Source organism: Bacillus sp. CPT56D-587-MTF (assembly GCF_058792335.1).
In genome coordinates this window covers 2,831,533-2,851,142 of the sequence record NZ_JBYTEF010000001.1, presented here as the reverse complement: position 1 = coordinate 2,851,142, position 19,610 = coordinate 2,831,533, and the positions used below count along the sequence as shown (strand labels likewise).

General features: G+C 35.0%; 20 protein-coding genes and 1 pseudogene. 17 read left to right on the top strand and 4 right to left on the bottom strand.

Annotated features, from left to right (window positions below):
- The first annotated feature begins 53 nt into the window (after window positions 1-53).
- Window positions 54-1,480, top strand: a protein-coding gene (locus AC3WVZ_RS14650; RefSeq protein ID WP_233934996.1) for an IS1182-like element ISBth7 family transposase whose coding sequence is annotated in 2 segments (ribosomal slippage) — window positions 54-615 and window positions 615-1,480 — 1,428 coding nt in all. Because the reading frame shifts where the segments join, the coding sequence is not laid out codon by codon here.
- On the opposite strand, the gene AC3WVZ_RS14645 is transcribed toward AC3WVZ_RS14650, so the two are convergent.
- From AC3WVZ_RS14645 to AC3WVZ_RS14635, 3 genes are all read right to left on the bottom strand, one after another.
- The gene (locus tag AC3WVZ_RS14645; protein ID WP_233934995.1) at window positions 1,451-2,719 is read right to left on the bottom strand and encodes a serine hydrolase domain-containing protein; all 1,269 of its coding nucleotides are present in this window, start codon (window positions 2,717-2,719) and stop codon (window positions 1,451-1,453) included. The two genes, AC3WVZ_RS14650 and AC3WVZ_RS14645, sit on opposite strands and share 30 nt — an antisense overlap.
- Before the next feature lie 100 nt (window positions 2,720-2,819).
- Entirely contained in the window at window positions 2,820-4,019 is a 1,200-nt protein-coding gene (locus AC3WVZ_RS14640; RefSeq protein ID WP_233934992.1) for an MFS transporter, read from the bottom strand.
- A 15-nt stretch (window positions 4,020-4,034) separates the two neighbouring features.
- Entirely contained in the window at window positions 4,035-4,451 is a 417-nt protein-coding gene (locus AC3WVZ_RS14635; RefSeq protein ID WP_000343680.1) for a MarR family winged helix-turn-helix transcriptional regulator, read from the bottom strand.
- Window positions 4,452-4,640: 189 nt separating this feature from the next.
- Between AC3WVZ_RS14635 and phaZ the strand changes: the two genes are divergently transcribed.
- The 15 genes and pseudogenes from phaZ to AC3WVZ_RS14560 all read left to right on the top strand — a co-directional run bounded on the left by phaZ (window position 4,641) and on the right by AC3WVZ_RS14560 (window position 16,666).
- Complete coding sequence (phaZ, locus tag AC3WVZ_RS14630; protein ID WP_000594877.1) at window positions 4,641-5,543, top strand: intracellular short-chain-length polyhydroxyalkanoate depolymerase; 903 nt, start codon at window positions 4,641-4,643, stop codon at window positions 5,541-5,543.
- A 61-nt stretch (window positions 5,544-5,604) separates the two neighbouring features.
- Window positions 5,605-5,832 (top strand): hypothetical protein, encoded by a 228-nt coding sequence (locus tag AC3WVZ_RS14625; RefSeq protein WP_000549500.1) that lies wholly within the window; start codon window positions 5,605-5,607, stop codon window positions 5,830-5,832.
- Between the two features lie 118 nt (window positions 5,833-5,950).
- Window positions 5,951-7,147, top strand: coding sequence for an MFS transporter (locus AC3WVZ_RS14620; protein WP_000062798.1), 1,197 nt, complete (start codon window positions 5,951-5,953; stop codon window positions 7,145-7,147).
- Window positions 7,131-7,331 carry an NETI motif-containing protein gene (locus AC3WVZ_RS14615; protein ID WP_000166303.1) on the top strand — a complete coding sequence of 67 codons (201 nt, stop codon included), beginning with the start codon at window positions 7,131-7,133 and terminating at the stop codon, window positions 7,329-7,331. Before AC3WVZ_RS14620 ends, AC3WVZ_RS14615 begins: the two co-directional genes overlap by 17 nt.
- Before the next feature lie 599 nt (window positions 7,332-7,930).
- Window positions 7,931-9,166, top strand: a complete 1,236-nt coding sequence (locus tag AC3WVZ_RS14610; RefSeq protein ID WP_000887602.1) for a CapA family protein — start codon at window positions 7,931-7,933, stop codon at window positions 9,164-9,166.
- Window positions 9,167-9,214: 48 nt separating this feature from the next.
- Window positions 9,215-9,946 (top strand): M15 family metallopeptidase, encoded by a 732-nt coding sequence (locus tag AC3WVZ_RS14605; RefSeq protein WP_000241986.1) that lies wholly within the window; start codon window positions 9,215-9,217, stop codon window positions 9,944-9,946.
- A 645-nt stretch (window positions 9,947-10,591) separates the two neighbouring features.
- On the top strand, window positions 10,592-11,014 hold the full coding sequence (locus AC3WVZ_RS14600; RefSeq protein WP_000883466.1) for a hypothetical protein: 423 nt from the start codon (window positions 10,592-10,594) through the stop codon (window positions 11,012-11,014).
- A 26-nt stretch (window positions 11,015-11,040) separates the two neighbouring features.
- Entirely contained in the window at window positions 11,041-11,346 is a 306-nt protein-coding gene (locus tag AC3WVZ_RS14595) for a WXG100 family type VII secretion target (protein ID WP_000014535.1), read from the top strand.
- Between the two features lie 22 nt (window positions 11,347-11,368).
- Window positions 11,369-12,088, top strand: a complete 720-nt coding sequence (locus AC3WVZ_RS14590; RefSeq protein ID WP_000514121.1) for a DUF5081 family protein — start codon at window positions 11,369-11,371, stop codon at window positions 12,086-12,088.
- The gene (locus AC3WVZ_RS14585) at window positions 12,088-12,414 is read left to right on the top strand and encodes a hypothetical protein (RefSeq protein WP_001198201.1); all 327 of its coding nucleotides are present in this window, start codon (window positions 12,088-12,090) and stop codon (window positions 12,412-12,414) included. Before AC3WVZ_RS14590 ends, AC3WVZ_RS14585 begins: the two co-directional genes overlap by 1 nt.
- Window positions 12,415-12,447: 33 nt before the next feature.
- The gene (locus AC3WVZ_RS14580; RefSeq protein ID WP_233934991.1) at window positions 12,448-14,031 is read left to right on the top strand and encodes an HNH endonuclease; all 1,584 of its coding nucleotides are present in this window, start codon (window positions 12,448-12,450) and stop codon (window positions 14,029-14,031) included.
- A gap of 15 nt (window positions 14,032-14,046) precedes the next feature.
- Window positions 14,047-14,487, top strand: a complete 441-nt coding sequence (locus AC3WVZ_RS14575) for an SMI1/KNR4 family protein (RefSeq protein ID WP_001052204.1) — start codon at window positions 14,047-14,049, stop codon at window positions 14,485-14,487.
- A 501-nt stretch (window positions 14,488-14,988) separates the two neighbouring features.
- A pseudogene (locus AC3WVZ_RS14570) lies at window positions 14,989-15,729 on the top strand (HNH endonuclease).
- Window positions 15,726-16,154 carry an SMI1/KNR4 family protein gene (locus AC3WVZ_RS14565; protein WP_139847136.1) on the top strand — a complete coding sequence of 143 codons (429 nt, stop codon included), beginning with the start codon at window positions 15,726-15,728 and terminating at the stop codon, window positions 16,152-16,154. Before AC3WVZ_RS14570 ends, AC3WVZ_RS14565 begins: the two are co-directional and overlap by 4 nt.
- A 35-nt stretch (window positions 16,155-16,189) precedes the next feature.
- Complete coding sequence (locus AC3WVZ_RS14560; protein WP_139847135.1) at window positions 16,190-16,666, top strand: SMI1/KNR4 family protein; 477 nt, start codon at window positions 16,190-16,192, stop codon at window positions 16,664-16,666.
- Window positions 16,667-17,287: 621 nt separating this feature from the next.
- Here AC3WVZ_RS14560 and AC3WVZ_RS14555 read toward each other — a convergent pair.
- Entirely contained in the window at window positions 17,288-18,721 is a 1,434-nt protein-coding gene (locus AC3WVZ_RS14555; RefSeq protein WP_233936233.1) for an IS4 family transposase, read from the bottom strand.
- A 101-nt stretch (window positions 18,722-18,822) separates the two neighbouring features.
- Between AC3WVZ_RS14555 and AC3WVZ_RS14550 the strand changes: the two genes are divergently transcribed.
- Complete coding sequence (locus AC3WVZ_RS14550; protein ID WP_000801403.1) at window positions 18,823-19,602, top strand: hypothetical protein; 780 nt, start codon at window positions 18,823-18,825, stop codon at window positions 19,600-19,602.
- The last annotated feature ends 8 nt before the right edge of the window (window positions 19,603-19,610 follow it).

The following is a 19,610-nucleotide window of genomic DNA, read 5'->3' as shown; positions in this document are numbered from 1 at the left end:
ACCTCTTTTTATGTGTCAACACTGATAAAAAAGAGGAAAAGGAGAGATTTTTTATGATGGGTGCTTTAAAAAATCATCGTGATGAGCGTGTATCTGTTTCTGTAGAAGAGTTGGTTCCACAAGATCATTTCCTTCGTGCAATTGAAGCGACAATTAGTTTTGATTTTATTGAAGAGAAGTTACGCCCTTATTACTGTGAAAACAATGGACGCCCGTCCATTCATCCTATTGTTTTATTTAAGATGATGTTTATTGGATATTTTTACGGTATTCGTTCTGAGCGTCAATTGGAAAAGGAAATTAAAACGAATATTGCCTACCGTTGGTTTTTAGGGTTTTCTCTATCGGATACTATTCCGGATCACTCTACAATCAGTTGGAATCGTCGTACTCGTTTTATTCATACAAATATTTTCGAAGAAATTTTTGATGAGATTGTGAGACAAGCGACGGAGCACCGGATGGTAGGAGGACGTGCACTGATGACAGATTCTACACATATTAAGGCCAATGCCAATAAAAATAAATTTGTACATAAATATAAAAAAGAAAAAGCAAAGTTTTATATAGACGAGCTAGAAGCTGCGGTAATCGAAGATCGTGAGGTACATGGAAAAAAGAATTAAAACCTAGAAAGGAAAGTGATACCCCTACCAAAAAAACTCGTATAAGTACAACGGATCCAGATAGTGGATTTTTAATGAGAGATGGAAAACCAAATGGTTTTCATTTCTTGGATCATCGTACGACTGATGCGAAGTACAATATTATTACAGATACCTATGTAACGGCTGGAAATATGGCAGATTCCGAGCCGTATTTAGCACGCCTCCAAGCTCAGATTGATAAATTCGACTTCAAAGTAGAAGCTGTTGCCCTTGATGCTGGCTATTTTACAGGATATATCTGTAAGAAACTATCAGAACGGAATATATTTATGGTGATGGGGTATCGCCGATTTGGAAAACGGAATAAAGAAGTACCGAAAAGCCAATTTAAATATGTAGAAGAAATGAATGTTTTCGCTTGTCCGATGGGATGTATTCTAGAATATGTAACAACTGATCGTGAAGGATACCGTCAATACAAATCGAATCCAGAAGACTGCGCTGTTTGTCCGTTACGTGAGGTGTGCTTTTCAAAGAAACAAAAACAAAAAGTTATCACTCATCATGTGTGGGAGAAATATAAGGATATTGCTAGAAAAAACAAGCTAACAGCTACAGGGAAAAGGTTGTATAAAGTACGCTGTTCCACTATAGAGCGAAGCTTTGCAGACGCCAAAGAACTACATGGCTACCGCTATGCCCGGTTTCGAGGGCTGAAGTCTGTCCAAATGCAAGCTTATCTCACCGCAGCTTGTCAAAACATGAAAAAAATAGCCCTCCACCTGACCAAAAAGGGTCAGGTGGAGGGCTATTTTTTAAAATTCTATTATTTTATGTTGTTTTTATTCGCTAAAATCAAAAAAGATTTCTAAATGATGTGCAATATCAATATACATATTTGAGTAAGTCGAATGTATTTCATTACTTGGCATAGCGTTAGAAGAGAAGTGGACAATTACCATATTTGCTTTCGGATCGATGTAAAGTGTTTGTCCGTAACTACCTAACACTTCAAAAGCACCCTGTTCATTGTGGGGAATCCACCATTGATTATGATAAGAAATGGAAGCTCCAGGGCTAATTGCAAGTTCACCTTCTTGGACATTTTTTATATCTTGAGTAATAGAAGAAGGGAGAATTTGTTTTCCGTTATATTCCCCGTTGTTTAATAGTAATTGCCCGAATTTCGCCATATCTCTAGCAGTTGCATTTAAGCCAGCGCTTGCTTGTTCTATTTTCGTTTCATCTGTAACGTAATACGCGTTTTCTTCCATACCAATTTGAGACCAAATTCGTTCGCTTACATTTTCAGCTAGTGATTTACCAGTAATAGTTCTAATAATCCAAGCGAGCGTTTCTGTTGATCCGTTATTGTAAGAAAAGGCAGAACCAGGCGGTGCCGTTTCTTCGGCTTCTCGTAACATATCATAAATTTTCATCGGACCGTCGTAATTTTTGCCGCGGGGTAAAATATTGCTAGCTAAATATAATTGTGCATCTTGATTTTCTAGCCCAGGCTGCTCATATCCGTGGGTCGGGTATTCTGCTGACACTTGCATGTCCATTAATTGCTGAAGTGTGGCATTACCGAACGGTGTGTTTTTTAATTCTTTTATGTAAGTGTCAGCTGTTTTCTCTAAATCGATACGATTCTCTTCAGCGAGAGATTGTATAATTGCCCCGGTAAAGACTTTTGCTAATGATGCCATACCATGAGGTTCATTCTGTTTATACCCATTGAAATATCGTTCGTAAACAAGTTGTCCATTATGTACAACGACAAAAGCATCTGTTTTGTTATCATCTAAAAGTTTTTTTAGAGGAGTTGTATTTCCGAATCTACGCTCCACAGCAAAATCGTCTAAGTTTTGCAATGCGGAAGGGAAGTGAGCAATTTGGTCAGGATTGTTTTTTACGTTATTAACTAAAGTGAATTCTTTCATGTGTGTGTACGACCAACGTAAGTAAGGGTCATTTAACCAGTTTTCTTTTGTCACATTATGTTTTGATGGGGTCGTTTTATTTTGTTTGAAGTAAGTAAACCCAAGCCCTGTAATTACAAATATGAATGTTAGTATAAGTAAGAGTAGGGGAGATTTTTTTAGTTTCATATATGGCCCTCCTTTTTATTTCTACTATAAGTATACGCTCGTCTTGAAAGAAATACAAAATAAGGAAAGTAAACGGGGAAGTTTACTTTCCTTATTAACGTTAAGCGGAAATTTTTCCGTCTGTAGGTTGTTTCTTGAATTTTTGTTTTCGTCCGTGTAATCCATAATATAAAAGTAAAGTGAACGCAACGATAATAGCTGCGATAAAATACATATTATGATAACTGGATTTCGCTGCGACAATACCTAAAATGAAAGAACCAAAACCAATACCACTATCAAAGAATGAGAAATACGTAGCTGTCGCAGAACCACGTCTATGGTTTGGAGCGGCAGAAATCGCAATCGTTTGGAAACTTGGAATTAATGTCCCGTAACCTAAACCGATTAGCATACCTGCGCCAAGGAACCAAAATGAAGTTTGTGCTTGGCTTAATATGAACATTCCGATTGTGAAAATAATGATAGCAGGGTAAACGAGTACATTTTCACCGAAGCGATCAAAAATCTTTCCTGTAAATGGACGAGAAATGACAACAACAAGTGCGTATAAAATAAAGAAGTAACTTGCAATTTCACTTAAACCGAGTTCTTTCGCATAAATAGGAATAAAGGATAAAATACCACTATAAGAAAAGGCTAAAACAAATCCTGTAAGTGCAATCGGAATAGAAGATGGTTCGATTAAGTCTTTCCATTTCATTTTTTCACGTTTTTGTTTGCTAACAGGTGCTTCGTGCGGAATATCTACAAGTAGTCCTAATAAAAATGCAAGTAATGAAAATACGGAACAAACGATAAATAATACAGTAAACGAAAAATGAGAAATAATTGTTAAACCTAAAAAAGGACCAATTACCATCGGCAGACTCATAAATACGCCGAAATATGCAAGCGCTTCGCCTCGTCGATGAGCTGGCGCAACATCAGTTACAATCGTACCAGTAGCTGTCGTTGCCATCCCGAACCCAATACCGTGCAAGAAGCGAAGGGCAAGTAATAAGAATAAACTTTGCGCACCGAAATACATAACAGTAGCGGCTAAAAATAATGAAAGTGAAATAAATAATATTTTCTTTCTTCCTAAATCATCGAGCCATTTTCCTGTGAATGGTCTACATAAAACAGAAGAAATAAGAAACACAGTTGCAACTAAACCAATTTCCTCAGGTTTTCCTTTTAGGCCGTCTATGACATAGACAGGCAGAGTAGTCATAAGCATGTAAAATGTTAAGAAGAGAAATAGACTACTAAAACAAGTTCCGAGGAAATCCTTCGTCCAAAGTTGCTCACTTTGCATCGTCATCCCTCCAATTTAATCTAAATTTTTAATAATTTGTTGTAACACTTGAAATGCTTGATGTAAATCATCTTCATTAATACCTTCTAGCGTTTTTTCTTCGAAAGTATCAACTTCTTCTTGCCATACTGGAATCATCTTTATCGCTGTTTCGGATAAAGAAATGAGCTTCTCGCGGCGATCTTTACCTTCTGTACGAATAATCCATCCCATCGTTTCCATACGTGTTAACGTACGAGTCATCGTTGGTGATTCAACATTTAAATACTGGCACAATTCTGTTTGCGTACAAGAACCAGTTTGATTAATGCGGAAAATAACAGCCCATTGCGCACTAAATAACCCTGTTGGAGATACACGTTCATTAAATTTCTTCGTAAACTTTCGAGAAGTCTGGCTGACGATGTGAAAAAAATGTTGTTTTTCGTCCATGTATTTTGATCCTTTCAAATTAGTTACCTAGCTAACTATATACTTTTTTATAATAATTGTCTAGTAATAGACATGTTGATTTATGTAAAAAATTCTTATAGGTTTTATGTTGCGAACGTATATTCTACGTGCTATTCTTTAATTAAGTAAAGAATTTTCTTTCTATTAAATAGAATGGGGGAACTTGTGATGATTAAGCCTGCAACAATGGAGTTTGTTTCACTATCGAACGGAGAAACGATTGCATATCAGGAAGTTGGAAGGCGAAATACAGATATTCTTGTACTCATTCACGGGAACATGACATCGTCACAACATTGGGATTTAGTTATTGAAAAGTTGCAAGATCAATACCATATTTACGCTCTTGATTTAAGAGGGTTTGGACAATCAACGTATAATCAGTCGATAGATTCATTACAAGACTTTGCAGACGATGTAAAATTATTTATTGACGAGTTAAAGCTAGAGAAATTTTCATTAATGGGCTGGTCAATGGGTGGTGGCGTTGCGATGCAATTTACAGCGAATCACCCAACTTTTGTAGAAAAGTTAATTTTAGTAGAATCAGTAGGAATGAAAGGATACCCAATCTTTAAAAAAGATACGAATGGGCAGCCGATTGTATCAAGTTTAGTAAAGACGAAAGAAGAAATTGCGCAAGATCCAGTACAAATCGCTCCAGTATTAGATGCGATAAAAAATATGAACAAACTATATTACCGTACAGTATGGAATCTATTAATATATACACATAATCAACCTGAACCGGATCGTTATGAAAAGTATTTAGATGATATGTTAACGCAACGTAATTTCGTAGATGTGAATTATGCGCTCATTACATTTAATATTTCAGATGAACATAATGGGGTTGTAGAGGGGAGTAAACAAATTCATCGTATTAAAGCGCCAACACTCGTCATACAAGGTGATAGAGATTATGTCGTACCGCAAGTAGTCGGTGAGGAATTAGCGAAACATTTGCCAAATGCAGAGTTGAAGGTATTAGAAGATTGCGGACACTCGCCGTTTATTGATTGTTTAGATGTATTTATAAAACATGTAGAGGATTGGTTAGAACAGAAATAATCCCCGAAATGAGAAGTGTTGCATATACTATAACATTTGTATGTATAAGGGGAGATTATCAATGCATAAACCATCCTTAATCGCTTATTCGCCATATAATCATCATATCTATACAAAAATAATGATAGATCCGATGTATATGCAAGTTTCACCAGCTGTAGTTCCTTTACAAATGCAGCAGCCACTAACAGCTCATATGCAACATTACTTATATGGACCTTCATTTTATGAAAATCCATATTTTAAACACTTTCATTACAATGTGAAAGCGCAAGTTTGGGAAGGATAAGATAACAAGCTAAAAGGTTCATTCTTTTAGCTTGTTTTTTATTGCGAATATTCGTACACGCATTTGAAGAAACAGTTTATAATGAAAAGTGGAAGCGTGAGAAGGAGAGGGACAGAGGATGTCAATGCGTTTTACTTTTTGGATTATGGTTGGGATTGTAGCAATCTCGGGTTTGTCACAAGGAATGCTCTTACCGGCCATTGCAATGATTTTTGAACAAGAAGGGGTTAGTTCAAGTATTAATGGTATTCATGCGACGGCATTGTACATTGGGATATTAGTTATTTCGCCGTTTCTTGAAAAACCGATGCAAAGGTTTGGAATGAAGCCGATTATTGTTATAGGTGGGTTTCTCGTTATTATTTCATTATTCTTTTTTACACAAACATTTTCATTTTGGGTATGGTTTATCCTTAGATTTCTAGTTGGAGTTGGAGATCATATGCTTCATGTCGGAACACAAACATGGATCACGACAACATCAGACCCAAGTAAAATAGGGAGACAAGTATCGATATACGGTGTATTCTTCGGAATTGGTTTTGCCGTTGGTCCGTATTTAGCAAGCACTGTGCAGTACGGTCTTGCAACACCATTTATTATATCTACTATACTTTGTCTAATAGGTTGGCTTTTACTACTTCCAACAAAAAATGCATTCCCAGCGCAAGATGAAAGAGAAGTGAAGAGTGAATCATCATTTTCTCGTTATAAACAAGTTGTTGGATTAGGATGGATTGCATTGCTAGGTCCACTTGCATATGGCGTACTTGAAGCGATGTTAAACAGTAACTTACCAGTATACGCACTTCGTAAAGGGTGGTCTGTTTCAGATGTATCCTTCTTGTTACCAGCATTTGCAGTTGGGGGTATTATTACACAAATTCCGCTCGGTATATTAAGTGACAAATACGGAAGGGACCGTATATTAACGTGGACGTTTAGCATAAGTACGGGCATTTTTCTACTTGCCGCCGTATTTGATCAATATTACTGGATCGTCTTTGCCTGCATGCTTTTAGCGGGTATGGTTATTGGATCGTGCTTCTCTTTAGGGCTTGGATTTATGACTGACTTATTACCGAGACACTTACTACCGGCAGGTAATATATTATCCGGAATCGCTTTTAGTTTAGGAAGTATTATGGGACCTGTATTAGGCGGCGTATTTATAGAAAAAATACAGTATACAAGCTTTTTTATTGCGGTTATGATTATAATGGGAATTCTCGCAATGTTATATATGGTCTACATGAAAAATCAATTCGCATCAAGAAAAATAGAAAGTAGGTTAGGGCATGACAAAACAACCTAATAAAAAGAAATTTGAAGTACTTGAAAATGAAACAATTACAGACTGCTTAGCACGTATGGAACAAGAAGGCTACGCTCCGTCTCGTCGTATGGAAGAGCCAATCTTTCATGAAGTAAAGAAAGACGGCAAAACAGTAGTTGAGCCGTGCGGTAGGAAGATTGTTTTTGAAGGGAAATTGAAGTAATCCAATAACAAATTCTCTTTATAGTATAGAGCCATCCAATAGTTGGGTGGCTTGTTTTTTTATTAATCAATGAAGGAATTGAATAGAATGAATCTCTCGTTCATTTCTCCTAATTGGCTTCTTTATATGGGGCAAAAGATTGCTACTTTTTTCGTATATTGGTAAAATAAGTTCTTGGGTCTTACTTATTGTTATCGGTATAATGTTTGTCGCTTGAATGAAAGAAATTAGTTGCAAAAATTTCGCACTATGTAAAGGGGTACAGCAACGATCCCTTTTTTTGGAGGCACCTTAAACATAAAGCGAGAGAAGAGGCTATATGAACGATTCTCCTATCTTGTTTAAATATTAAACGAGTTACTGCAATTGGAACAGGTATATCAAACTAGTCGACATCCTGATGGATCATCTTTTTCTAGTAATCTATCACTTCTGATGGAATCGATAGATTGCTAGAAAGCGGAAAATAATTATTAGTATATTCCGAAGCAGGTGTAACAGAGTGTCCTTCCATAATTAAGGGTAAAACCAAAATACGTTGTTGTAAAGAATGATTTGTTAGAACTAGTTATAAGGAATAAAACAGAAAAGAGGATCACATGTTAGATACTTTACAGAGAAGTAAAAAGTTTTTTTTAGTATGTCTTATTTTTTTAGTGCTTTTAACCGCTTGTGGTAATACTGATGTTAAGACATCTAAAGCTTCATTACCACCGGCTGAATCCAATATAGATACATCATTAAAAGCACCAAATTGGGTAGATAAAAGTCCTATCCAACAGTCTCCTAATTTTACGGAAGATAAAAAAGTACAATCGGTTGTGAATTTAATAGCAACGGGTGATAATTTATATCATGACGCAGTAATTAAAGATGGCAAACAAAAAGACGGTTCATATGATTATAATTATATTTATGAAAATATCAAAAAAGCTGTTAAATCAAGTGATCTTGCTATCGTGAACCAGGAGACTCCGATTGCCGGAAATAATTTAAAAGTACAGGGATATCCGACTTTCAATACACCTGAAGAAGTAGGCCAATCTTTAGTGGACACTGGATTCAATATAGTGACGCAAGCGACAAATCACGCTATGGATATGGGTATTAAAGGTGTTGCGAATACAAGAGAATACTGGAAGAAATATCCGGATGTTATCCCGGTAGGTATTAATGAGAGTCAAAACGAGCGTAATGAAATAAAAACGATTACAAAAAATGGTATTCGTTTTGCGTTACTCAATTATACATATGGTACGAATGGAATTAAAATTCCAGCTGATAAGTCTTGGGCTTTAAATTTAATTGATAAAAAAGCGATACAAAATGATGTGGAAAAGGCAAAGAGTAGCTCTGATATGGTGATTGTTATGGTGCATTGGGGAGTAGAATATACCTCAACACCTTCAAAGCAACAAAAAGAAGTTGCTCAATATTTAACAGATTTAGGTGTAGATGTAGTAATTGGAAATCATCCACATGTAATTCAACCAATTGAGTGGAAACAAAATAAAGATGGACATGAAACGCTAATCTATTATTCTCTTGGAAATCTTATTTCTGCGCAAGAAAAACTAGAAACATTGGTTGGAGGATTATCTTATGTACAATTTGTTAAGTATGAAGATAAAACTTTTGGTATACGACAAGCGGCAATCGTACCGACAGTAACCGACTATGCTGATGGTAAGAAACAATTTAAAATTCAATTTTTAAAAGATTATTCGGATGAAAATTCTAAAAAACATGGAATTAAAAAATTTGTCGGCCCCGTTTCTTTGAAGGATTTCAAGGAGATTCCTAGAGACGTGTTGGGAAATTGGTATAAAGACTAATAAACAAAAAGGGAATGAGATACAATTAAAAAATTTATAATTTTAGCATTGGTATTAGCAATGGGATGGAGTCTTGCTGCTTGTAGTGGAAAGCAAACATCTCAGGCAACTACTAATAATAACGATAAAAATAAAAATGAAATACATGCGAAGAAAAAAGATGTTTTACCTATCTCTGATGTTAATGATTGGAGAATTATCCTTGTAAATAGAGAGCATATGTTATCAAAGGAACTAGGAATTGAATTAACAAGTATCACCCAAAATGCGAAGCCAAATATGAAAATAGATAGTAGAATTGCAACTTCCTATCAGGATATGGTAGCAGCTGCAAAAAAAGAGGGAATCAATCTTTATTTAAGATCAGGTTATCGAGCTATAAAATTACAACAAACGTATTATGATGCTTCAGTTAAAAGCTATAAATCTCAAGGCTTGTCGGATAAAGAGGCTAGTGCTAAGGCATTGGAATATCTTCAGTATCCTGGTGCAAGTGAACATCATACTGGATTAGCGTTAGACATTATTTCAGTTGAATGGCAAAATACTGTAGAAGATTTAAATGCAAAATTTGAAACTACCGATGCATTCAAATGGTTAGATAAGAATGCTGCAGAATATGGATTTACTCTCCGCTATCCAAAAGATAAAGAGAATATTACTGGCATTAAGTATGAGCCATGGCACTATCGTTATGTAGGGAAAGAAGTTGCTGTTTATCTAAAAGAAAAAGGGTTAACTTTAGAAGAATATAACGAAAAAATTAAGTCTGGTAAGTAAAAATATGCTGTAATTTTATTAAACATTATGCACTGCTACAGGAAAAGGTGAATCTGAGGATGTGTTAACCTTCCGCCTAGTATTGTAAAAACTGAGTATGATAATTTGAGCACGTATGAACCAGTTATCGTGTAAAAAGATGTATGTATTAAGAAATTAAAGTTAAGGATCTGATATTCATATCAGATCCTTTTTCTATCGTTCTTTTAAGAGCGACTGAGCCAAAATATTGGAATGAATATAAAAATAAAACAGCCCAAGGAATAGTAAAACGAATCCGGGAGCCTACTCGTACGCTTCATTGGGATTATCCAGAAATAGTTGTTGATGAAATAAGAAAGAATGGGTCTTACTCTCAAGCAAGAATTTAATATGAATGAATTGGATAGAAGGTAGTAATAAAAAACACTGCACCTGGCAGTGTTTTTTATTATTTCTGCACATAAATACATAGTCATATTGATTAAAGTTTCACTTTATTGAAGAAAAATGCGAAAGCCATTCATAAAATATGGAAATGTTAAAATCCCTTTGATAAAATAGCAATATGTAAAAATAATTATTTGTTAATTCTTAATGTAATGAATATTCATGTTTAAATATACGAATTTAACTACATAGTTATTGCGCTAAAGGGGGAGAAAGATGTTAGATGAATTATACAATGCTTTTTTAAATGCGTCTGGTTTTACAGAAAGTGCGAGGAAACGAGATCGGTATGATGATTTACATGATTATTTAAAAGATAAAGAAAGAGAGTTAAAGCAATTCATTCAAGAGGCTGAATCAGCGAAGAGAGAGTATGAGAGTAAAAGTAATGGCTTAGAAGCTAATAAAATTCCGGCAGTTGAATTTGAACAAAAACGTCATGAAAAGGATGAAGACTTAAATACAGTATTATCCTATTTTAAAAGTGCATTAAGCGATGTTGGATCTGCAAAAAGTACAGCTTATGCAAAGTATTTGGAATATAAAGCGAAAGCAGAATCAGAGAAAGCGTCAGCATACGCCGCAGCGACCAAGGCTTTTGAAGAAAAGAAAAAGGAATTTGAAAACTTTATCCATTAAGCATACAAAGAATGGAGGGAACCAACATGAGTGGTAAAGAGGTTGAAATTATAGGAAGTAACACTGCAAGTGCCATTTCTTACGCACAAAACATTGAAAATGGTATGAAGGATTCTTTAAACCAAGCGAAAGACTTAAAAGCATATGTCACAGGTGCGAAATGGAATGGAAAAACGCGAGATGCTTTTTTAAGTTATCTTGATTTGATCATTCAATATAATTCAGAAATGGTAGAGGCATTTGAAGGGCATACGAAAGCTTTGAAAGAGTTAGATAAAAGCATTCAAACGTACGGAGATAAATCGGAAGTAAGGGCGATAAAACAACTGTGATGGAGAAACGAGGGATAAAAGAATGGGGAAAGAAATGAGTTTTGCACCTGCTGAATTATATGTTCTCGCAGGTGCAGCTGGGGTTACCGATATATTTGGATTGCCAAACCGTGACGCAATTATTTTACTTGATGCAGAATGTGTCACGAAAGCAACTACGAGTTTAAAAGAAAAAGGCCTACTTACAAGTGAAAATGGAATTACCCCTGCAGCTTTTCAAATAATTGAACTATTAAAGGAATATGAAAATTGTCATGAATACACGAGAATGAATAATGTATTAATTGGCTTTTTGAAAGAGGATAAAGACCGAGTGGCTGTATTAACGGAAATAGAGCCAAATAAAAAATACGAGATCGACTACATACCAAAGCCAGACGTATATTTTTCCTTATTAACACGCATCCCTTTCTTATTGAGAGAACCGAGGGAAATAGAAGATACATTTTTCTCAAAGAGAATGACAGAGGCAGAACAACAAACATTTGAGGAAAAAGATTTATCAAATAAAGACGTTATAGCGATAGAAACGTATACGAGGCCTCGAAGTAATAGAGGAGGAAAATGGGAATGTTTCTTATATTTTACTGAAGGAGAAGATTTCGTTCAAATAGATGTAGATCGTAATCGATATGACTGGGTGAGCCTCTATGCGGTTAATAAGAAATTGTATGACGTGTTAAAAATGCCATATAAAAAGTTAATTGACCCGAGACAATTCTCGTTAGGAGGTATTCAATAATGCAAGTATCAATGGGAGATAGTGGTTCTGGTGGTGGAGAAGAAGTATTAGTTAATTTTCAAGAACTACTAGATATAGTAATGAAGTTAGAAAATATATATAAAATCCATGTAGACGTCATTGGAACGAATATTGAGAGTTTATTAAGCTGTGATTTTTATCAAAAAGGTGAAGCGATGAGAGTAATTGAAAAATATCCTGATATATTACACAAAACACTAGAATTGGCTGAACACTATTCTAGGTCAGCGACAGTTGTAGGGAATGTATGTGTAGAAATGCTTGAAAAGGACGAACAATTACGTGAAATATTAAGTAAGTTGTAGAAATCACCATACGGCTGGGGGGATGAAAACGAGATGGATGTGAAATATAGACCTGAACCATGGCAAAACATGGGGGATGGTATGAATCGAATTACAAAAGATGCACTCATGAAATTACGGGAAGCAAATGAATCATTAAAAAGAATTGATGGAAGAATACGAGATTTAGACTCGGATGGTAGTATACATTTTAATCCTAAAGATCAATCGCAAAAAATCGGGGAATTACTTGATAGTTATACGACATTACAAAAATATTGCGGAGAAGCAGGGCGATTGGTGTCTGAACATATAGATAAACCTTTTTTAGTAGAAATGGATAAATTCGCTCAAAAAATGAGAGATACATCTATTCTCAGTTTTGAAACAAATAACCGAATTGGCTCTACAACAACGACAGTATTACCAGGTGCGCATGCGGGCTACGGAAGTGTACCACAAACAATACAGAAGAAGAAAGATAAAATAACAGTAGAAGATATTTTTAAAGATTCACCTGCATTTGATAACGTACTGAGAGCGGAGTACGAAGAACTAAAAAAACAAAATCCAGATGCAAAATTAAATTATGAAGAATACAAGAAAGTGGTCCCATCCACACGAGGATTTGAATACAAATCGATAGAAGATGAACAGAAAAAACTAGAAATGGTGCGAGACATAGGAATAGGCGTAGGAATCATCATCACAACAATCCTTTGTCCACCACTCGGGGCCGCTGCCGCAGTAGTATACGGCGCTGTACAAATAAAAAGTGGTATCGACGGAGAAGACTGGGGAACACACCGGAAATTGAGCCAAGAAGAGCGGGTAGGAAACATCATTTTTGGCGGATTAGATGCAATCCCAGTTGTTGGAGCGGTAGGAAAAGGAGTAAAAGCATTCAAAGGGACGAGTGAATTAGCTGATTTAGCCAAATTATTAAAATTCAAAGAAGGAATGCCTGGTTTTAATCCAAATTTGGGTAAAAATGTGGTACAATCGCTTAAGGAAAATAAGACTTTAAAAAATGCACTAGATGCTATGAAAAATACTCCTATTCCAGTAGCAGTTAGGATGGTGGATACTGGAATAGGAATGAGGCTTCCTTATATAGAATCTTCAACTGTTGGAGAAGTAGCTGGAAAGTTTTCAAAGGCAAGTACGGCAGCTAAGGATGACGCTTATCAACTTGCTAAGGGTAGTGGAGGGGGTAAGGGTACGGGTGAAAATCCAGAAATAGTGAAATTTACAGAGGAACAATTATCTACTAAACCCTTATATTCTAGAGATCCTGAAAAATGGCAGAAAAAAGGTGGGAAAATCGAAATTAGTGAGGAAGGAATATGGACTTATATTGATTGGGAGATTCCTCCAAATCGAGTTTCTTATCCTGGAGGTTTTCCCGACTTTAAATCTGCTGGGTTGGTAAGACAAGAAGTTCCGATAGGTGAATTTAATAGATATGACATTGATTTTGCTAAAGCTGATGAATTAGCTCCAAATGGACCAAAATTAGATGAAAACACATGGCACCATCATCAAGATTTAACAACAATGCAAGAAGTTAGTAAAGAGATGCATAGAAGATTTCGACATATGGGTGGAATGTCATTAGCTAAGAAGTTAAAAGATTAAATAGGAGTGAAATAAATGAATTTAAATGCTTTTGGTAAAGCAACTGAAGAATCAATTGAAGAATTAGAAGAGTTTTTAGGATTTTTACTTCCGGAAGATTATAAAAAATTTTTAAGTGAATATAACGGAGGTACTTCGAAAGTTAGGTATAGTAAATTTTTTGTTAAAGAATTAAATCAGGAAATCCCTTTAGATGTTTTGTATGGTATAGGTGTAAAAAAAACTTTTGATTTAAGTGAATGCTATGAAGAGTTTGAAGAAGATATGTTACCGACCAGTTTAATCATAGGAGATGATCCGAGTTCAGGGTTAATTGTACTTATTACAGATACTGAAAACCATGGTGTATATTATTGGGATCATTCTTTTTATTTTCCACAGTCTAGTGAAGAAGAAAATACGTATAAAATAGCTGATAGCTTTAAGGATTTTATTAATGGATTGAAGAATCCTTAATTACCAACTTTTATATGTTGTAATTAATAATTTAAGATATTAAGCAAATATACGAAATGGATTACAGTAACTTTATAAATGCTAAAACTATACTTTATACATGAGAATGCTAAAAAATGTGGTACTTGGTTAAAGATAACAATCATATATGTAGATGAATAGAAAATAAAGTGTATTTGCAGTGGAAAAAAAGTAGGCTATTAAAAAGTGCATACTTCAAAACACATGGAATGCATATTAAACTAACGAACTGATAGAAACTCGTAAGTTTTAATGTAGTAGTTGTCATGACATATAAAAGGTGTCGTACTGTTACTAAAAAACTTACAGATTTATGCTATTTAAAAATACATGAACTTAAAGCACTTGATTGTCTCCGAAAGGCAACGAGTGCTTTTTTATTAGATAGACATGCTATAAATTTTTAGAAATTATTTTTTATGAATTCAGGCTAACATAAATTATTAGTATTATATAATTGAAAATACATTAGCAAAAGGTGTGGACTCCGTAACCCCATTCGTAAAAGGTGTAGAAATACTGCCAGATGGAAGTGTCGCTAGAACTGGAACGAACTATAGCGGGAAATTCCAAGAAGCCCATGATGCCTCAAAGGCGAGTATTCAGAGTAGGGTCTCGAATTTGGAGAGTGGTGGGGTTAAGGTTACGGGTGAAGGTACTCAAACTAAAAAAATTAAACCGACTAATGAAAGAACTGCAGAATATGAAGAAGCTATGACAAAAGCAGCTAGAGATTTACCTCCTTATAGTAGAAAACCTAATAAACCAAGAGATTTTGAAGAAAAAGTAGTAGATGATTCCACAGGAATTACTACTTATACATTTAAATTCAAGAAAAATGTGGAAACTTATAAAGTTAAATATGATAAAGATGGTTACCCAATTTTCGATTCAAAATATGAAACATCTTTATCAGAGTCATATCATATAGAGCCTGACTCTGTGCAGTTAAAATATCTCTCACAAAAAATATAGGACGATATAATGAAAGATCCAAACTTAGCAAAACAATTCAGCCAAACAGATATTGAGTTATTCAAATTAGGTAAGAAGCCAAAATCAGTCACATGGCATCATCATCAAGAGACTGGTAAAATGCAACTTGTTGATTATTATGAACATCAGGTTGCGGGTCATACAGGTGGTAGAGCAATTTGGGGTGGTGGAGATGACGGTAGAACAGGTAAATTGAAGGAAATTATTTTGGAGATGATAAAATGAGCCGAGTAACTTGGCTATTTACGGATGGAGCGATAGATGAGCAAGTAATTATTGCTGTGGAGAATTCATTTTGTGTCAGATTTCCAGATGACTACCGTGAATGCATTAAAAAAAATAACGGTGGTTATCCTGAGCCGAATATTTATGATATTAATGATGATGAGGGTGGAGCAGTCTTTGATTGTCTATTAAGTTTTACAAGCAGAGATGCAAATATAGAAGTTGTTTATGAATTAACTTCACTTCCGGAAGGTATTATTCCATTTGCAAGAGACCCATTTGGGGGACTTATTTGTTTTAATTACTGTGATACTAAAGATTCTCCGTCAGTAGTTTTCTATGATCAGGAATCAGTGAATGAGGATAAAATTAAATTAATATGCGACTCTTTTTCTGAATTGATTGAGAGATTATACTCTGATTGAGAAAAACAAAATGAACAGGAAAGAAGGTTAATTGTATGAGGAATTTAGATTTTGAATATACTTTTACCCCTATTGGCATTGAAGATATCGAATATTTCGAAAATAAGTATGGTATATTGTTACCTGATGATTATAAACAATTTTTGCTGTCTAAAAATGGAGGGAAAACTGAGCAACGAAGATTTAAAACTAATGATACAACTAAGAAAGGCGTAATAACATCGTCTGTTTCAATGTTTTTTCCTCTATCAATAGAAAATGAAATAAATCTAGAAGAGAAATTAAGAAGGTATAATTTGATGCAAGTGGTACCAAGTAATTTTCTTCCAATTGGAATTGACCCAGCGGGGAGTTTGATTTGTTTATCAATTGATGGGAAAGAGAGAGGTAGTGTATATCATTGTGATATGGATTACTTTGAAGAAGATAACGAGTTAAGAGAGGAATACATCCGACTAATTTCTAAAAGTTTCTCTAAATTTGTGGATAATTTATATATTCCTGAAAACTAATGGTAGGATTTTATTGAAGGAAGAAAAGCTTTAGGAGAATATCTTGACCGTAAGCTAAAGAATAATAACGTTGGTAAGATTGTTACGTATACATCCAGTGAAGGGCATCTTACGCGTCCGGATAGTATAGGTCGTAATGCTAAGGATGAAATCGATTTAGTTCATGATCACAAACACAAAATAAGTGACAAAGAACACGTTATTCATAATGACAGTCAAATGCGAGCTGAAAGAGAGATGCTCGAAGATAAAAATGGAAGTCATATTGTGACAATATCAAGCGATAAACCCGATTTGAATGGGATTCCTCCTCATCCAAGACCAAGTGGGCCTTTGGGTAAGGATAGTGATGTTTACTACACTGATCCAAATAGCGGTAAAGTGACTCATAAATGGGAGAACAATACACGTTTACCTGGTGGAGGTAGGTGGAAAAAGCTGTGAATAAAAATTATTATGTGACTATATTTTTTAATATTAAGGGGGATATACACATGCCCATCAACTTAAGAGAACAAATAAACTGAAATTCCCTTCAAAAGGGTTATAAACTGTTCAACAGATTGATTGTTCTTAAAAATCCGCATGCGAAATAAACTCTAACGAGTTTTGTTTTTTAAATTATGCAGCTTTCTTTTGTGCTCTAGCTATACTATACTCATAATGGACACCCATGATATCAAAGACAGTTTTCTTCTCATATCTGTGAGATTTCCGCCCGTTTTTCTCTAGAAGGTGGAACAGGTGAACCAGAAACTTTGTTATCTCTTGGGTGTTTTGTATGGCTTGATAGAGGAGAAATAGATGATCTTGAATCATTCCAATCGCTTTATATTCACTTAATTCTTTTTGCTTCTTCTGTAACAAAAGTTGGCGCATTTTAAACATGGTAGAAGAACATAAGAAAATAGCAATCAGTTTCCCGTATAAATGGCACTCTATTCGTTCTTGTTTAACAGTGCGACAATGATCTATATGAAACAATGATTTCCACGTTTTAAAAACTATTTCTATCTGCCAACGTAAAGAGTATAGTTCATGGACTTGCTTCATCGAAACCCACTCCCACGGAGTGTTAGTTACATATACATTCAACCCAGATAATATTTTACTTTTTTTCGAATATGGTTTTCCTTTTTTCTTTTCACTTTCCATTTGTTTTTTTCGTCGTTCTCGTAATTGTTTTTCTGTTAGACGATACAGAACGAGTCGGGCAAACAAAACTTTTTGATCTCCTACATAAACATTACCTACTTCATAAGTTTCACCAGGTAACAAGCGCTCCATCATCATTTGCAAGTTGATTTTTACATATTCTGTCTGTTTTTTGAGTGCACCATTATGAAAAAATGTAGGATTAGGATTTTTGATATATACATTTGAATTTAACTTTAAGCGTGAAATAAAATATGTTCCCCGTTGATCCATTTGATCTAAATCCTCTAATGAAAAATACCCTAAATCACGAATACATAAATCGCCTGGTCGTAACGTATCTAAACATTCTGTGCCGAATGTTTTATCATTATTTTTTCCAGGCCCCACTTGAAAATTAAGAAATTGTCCACTATGTAAATCATATTCTAATTGAATTTTGATTCCAGCTGTTTGCGCACATCCACCTGAACCAGGGTATATATGCTCCAACGTATTAGGTACCTGAAACATGGTGGCATCCATGATGCGAATGCGTTGAAAATGAGCAAGAAGTTGATTAGAAATGTGAGTCTGTTCACAGATTTTTTGTTGTAATAACAAAGAAAAGATATGTTTTAAAAATAACACTGATTTTTCATTAAATCGTTTATTTAAGCCCTCCGGGCTAAGTACAGTACCTGTAACTGCATGAAGCCTACTACATAATCGGACTAAAGAATCACTGGCCACCCTTTGGCTAATCCAAATACAAATGGTAGCTAAATCTGCCCCTGAAAATTTGCGTTTTCTTTTTACAAATTTCATCTCTCTTGCTAGTTCTTCCAAAAAATCAGGTGTGATATAGCGCTGTAATTCTTCTGCAAATGGTTGTAACTCCTCTTGAAGCAAGAGATTCATAAAAAACGTCACCCTTTCTCATAGATTATTAAGAAAGAATAACGTTTTTTTGTACTTTGGGGTAGTAAAAAGCCTTAAGTTGATGGGCATGGGGGATATACATGAAACCAGATTTTTTCACAATTACAATGTATCCTACAGTATCTTTTAACGAAGAAGAATTATTAGGTCGTCTTTTGGATGTGTTTGAGTCAAATGAAAAATTTGCTCCTACTCATTGGGGCAACTGTGAAACGGTACGGGTAGAATATAACCGTCAGGAAATTCTGGAAAAAGTAGTTTCAGAGCGTATAGTATCAGAAGTTTACCTGTATCGTGATAAATCTGTGAACTACACAGGACGTTTTCAAGTTAACTGGAGCCATCGTTCATTTTTAGAGTTTGAGTTTCATAAATCAATACCTAAAAAATTATGGTCTGCTTTTTTTGAGTTATCTGATCAAATCGCAGAAGCTGCGAAACCAAGTTACGGAGTAACTCAAATTTTTTGGCCTTTATCATATCCGTGGAATACCGACCGTGAACGTTTACAGATGTGGATGGAAATATCTTCCCAGCCAATACCGGTTAGGTTTCTTCCTAACGGTCCCTTAGGGATAGGCGCTAGAACATACTTTAGTGGTCATATTTTAGAAATGTTTGATAAGGAATTATTACAAAATAGTCCAGCTGTGGTATCTGAGCTAGATTGGGGTGGGCTTTGTATTGATATTTTAAATAATCCATTAGGGAGTGATAGTGATACATTACTTGATAATTGGCTACAAGTAATGAAGTATTTGGAACCAGCACAAGTAATGGCTATACCAAGTTTTGATGAAGATCAAATGGGTGTAACTTATTCTCCAAATATTGCTTGGAAGGACTATCTGAAAAGCTAAATGAAAGG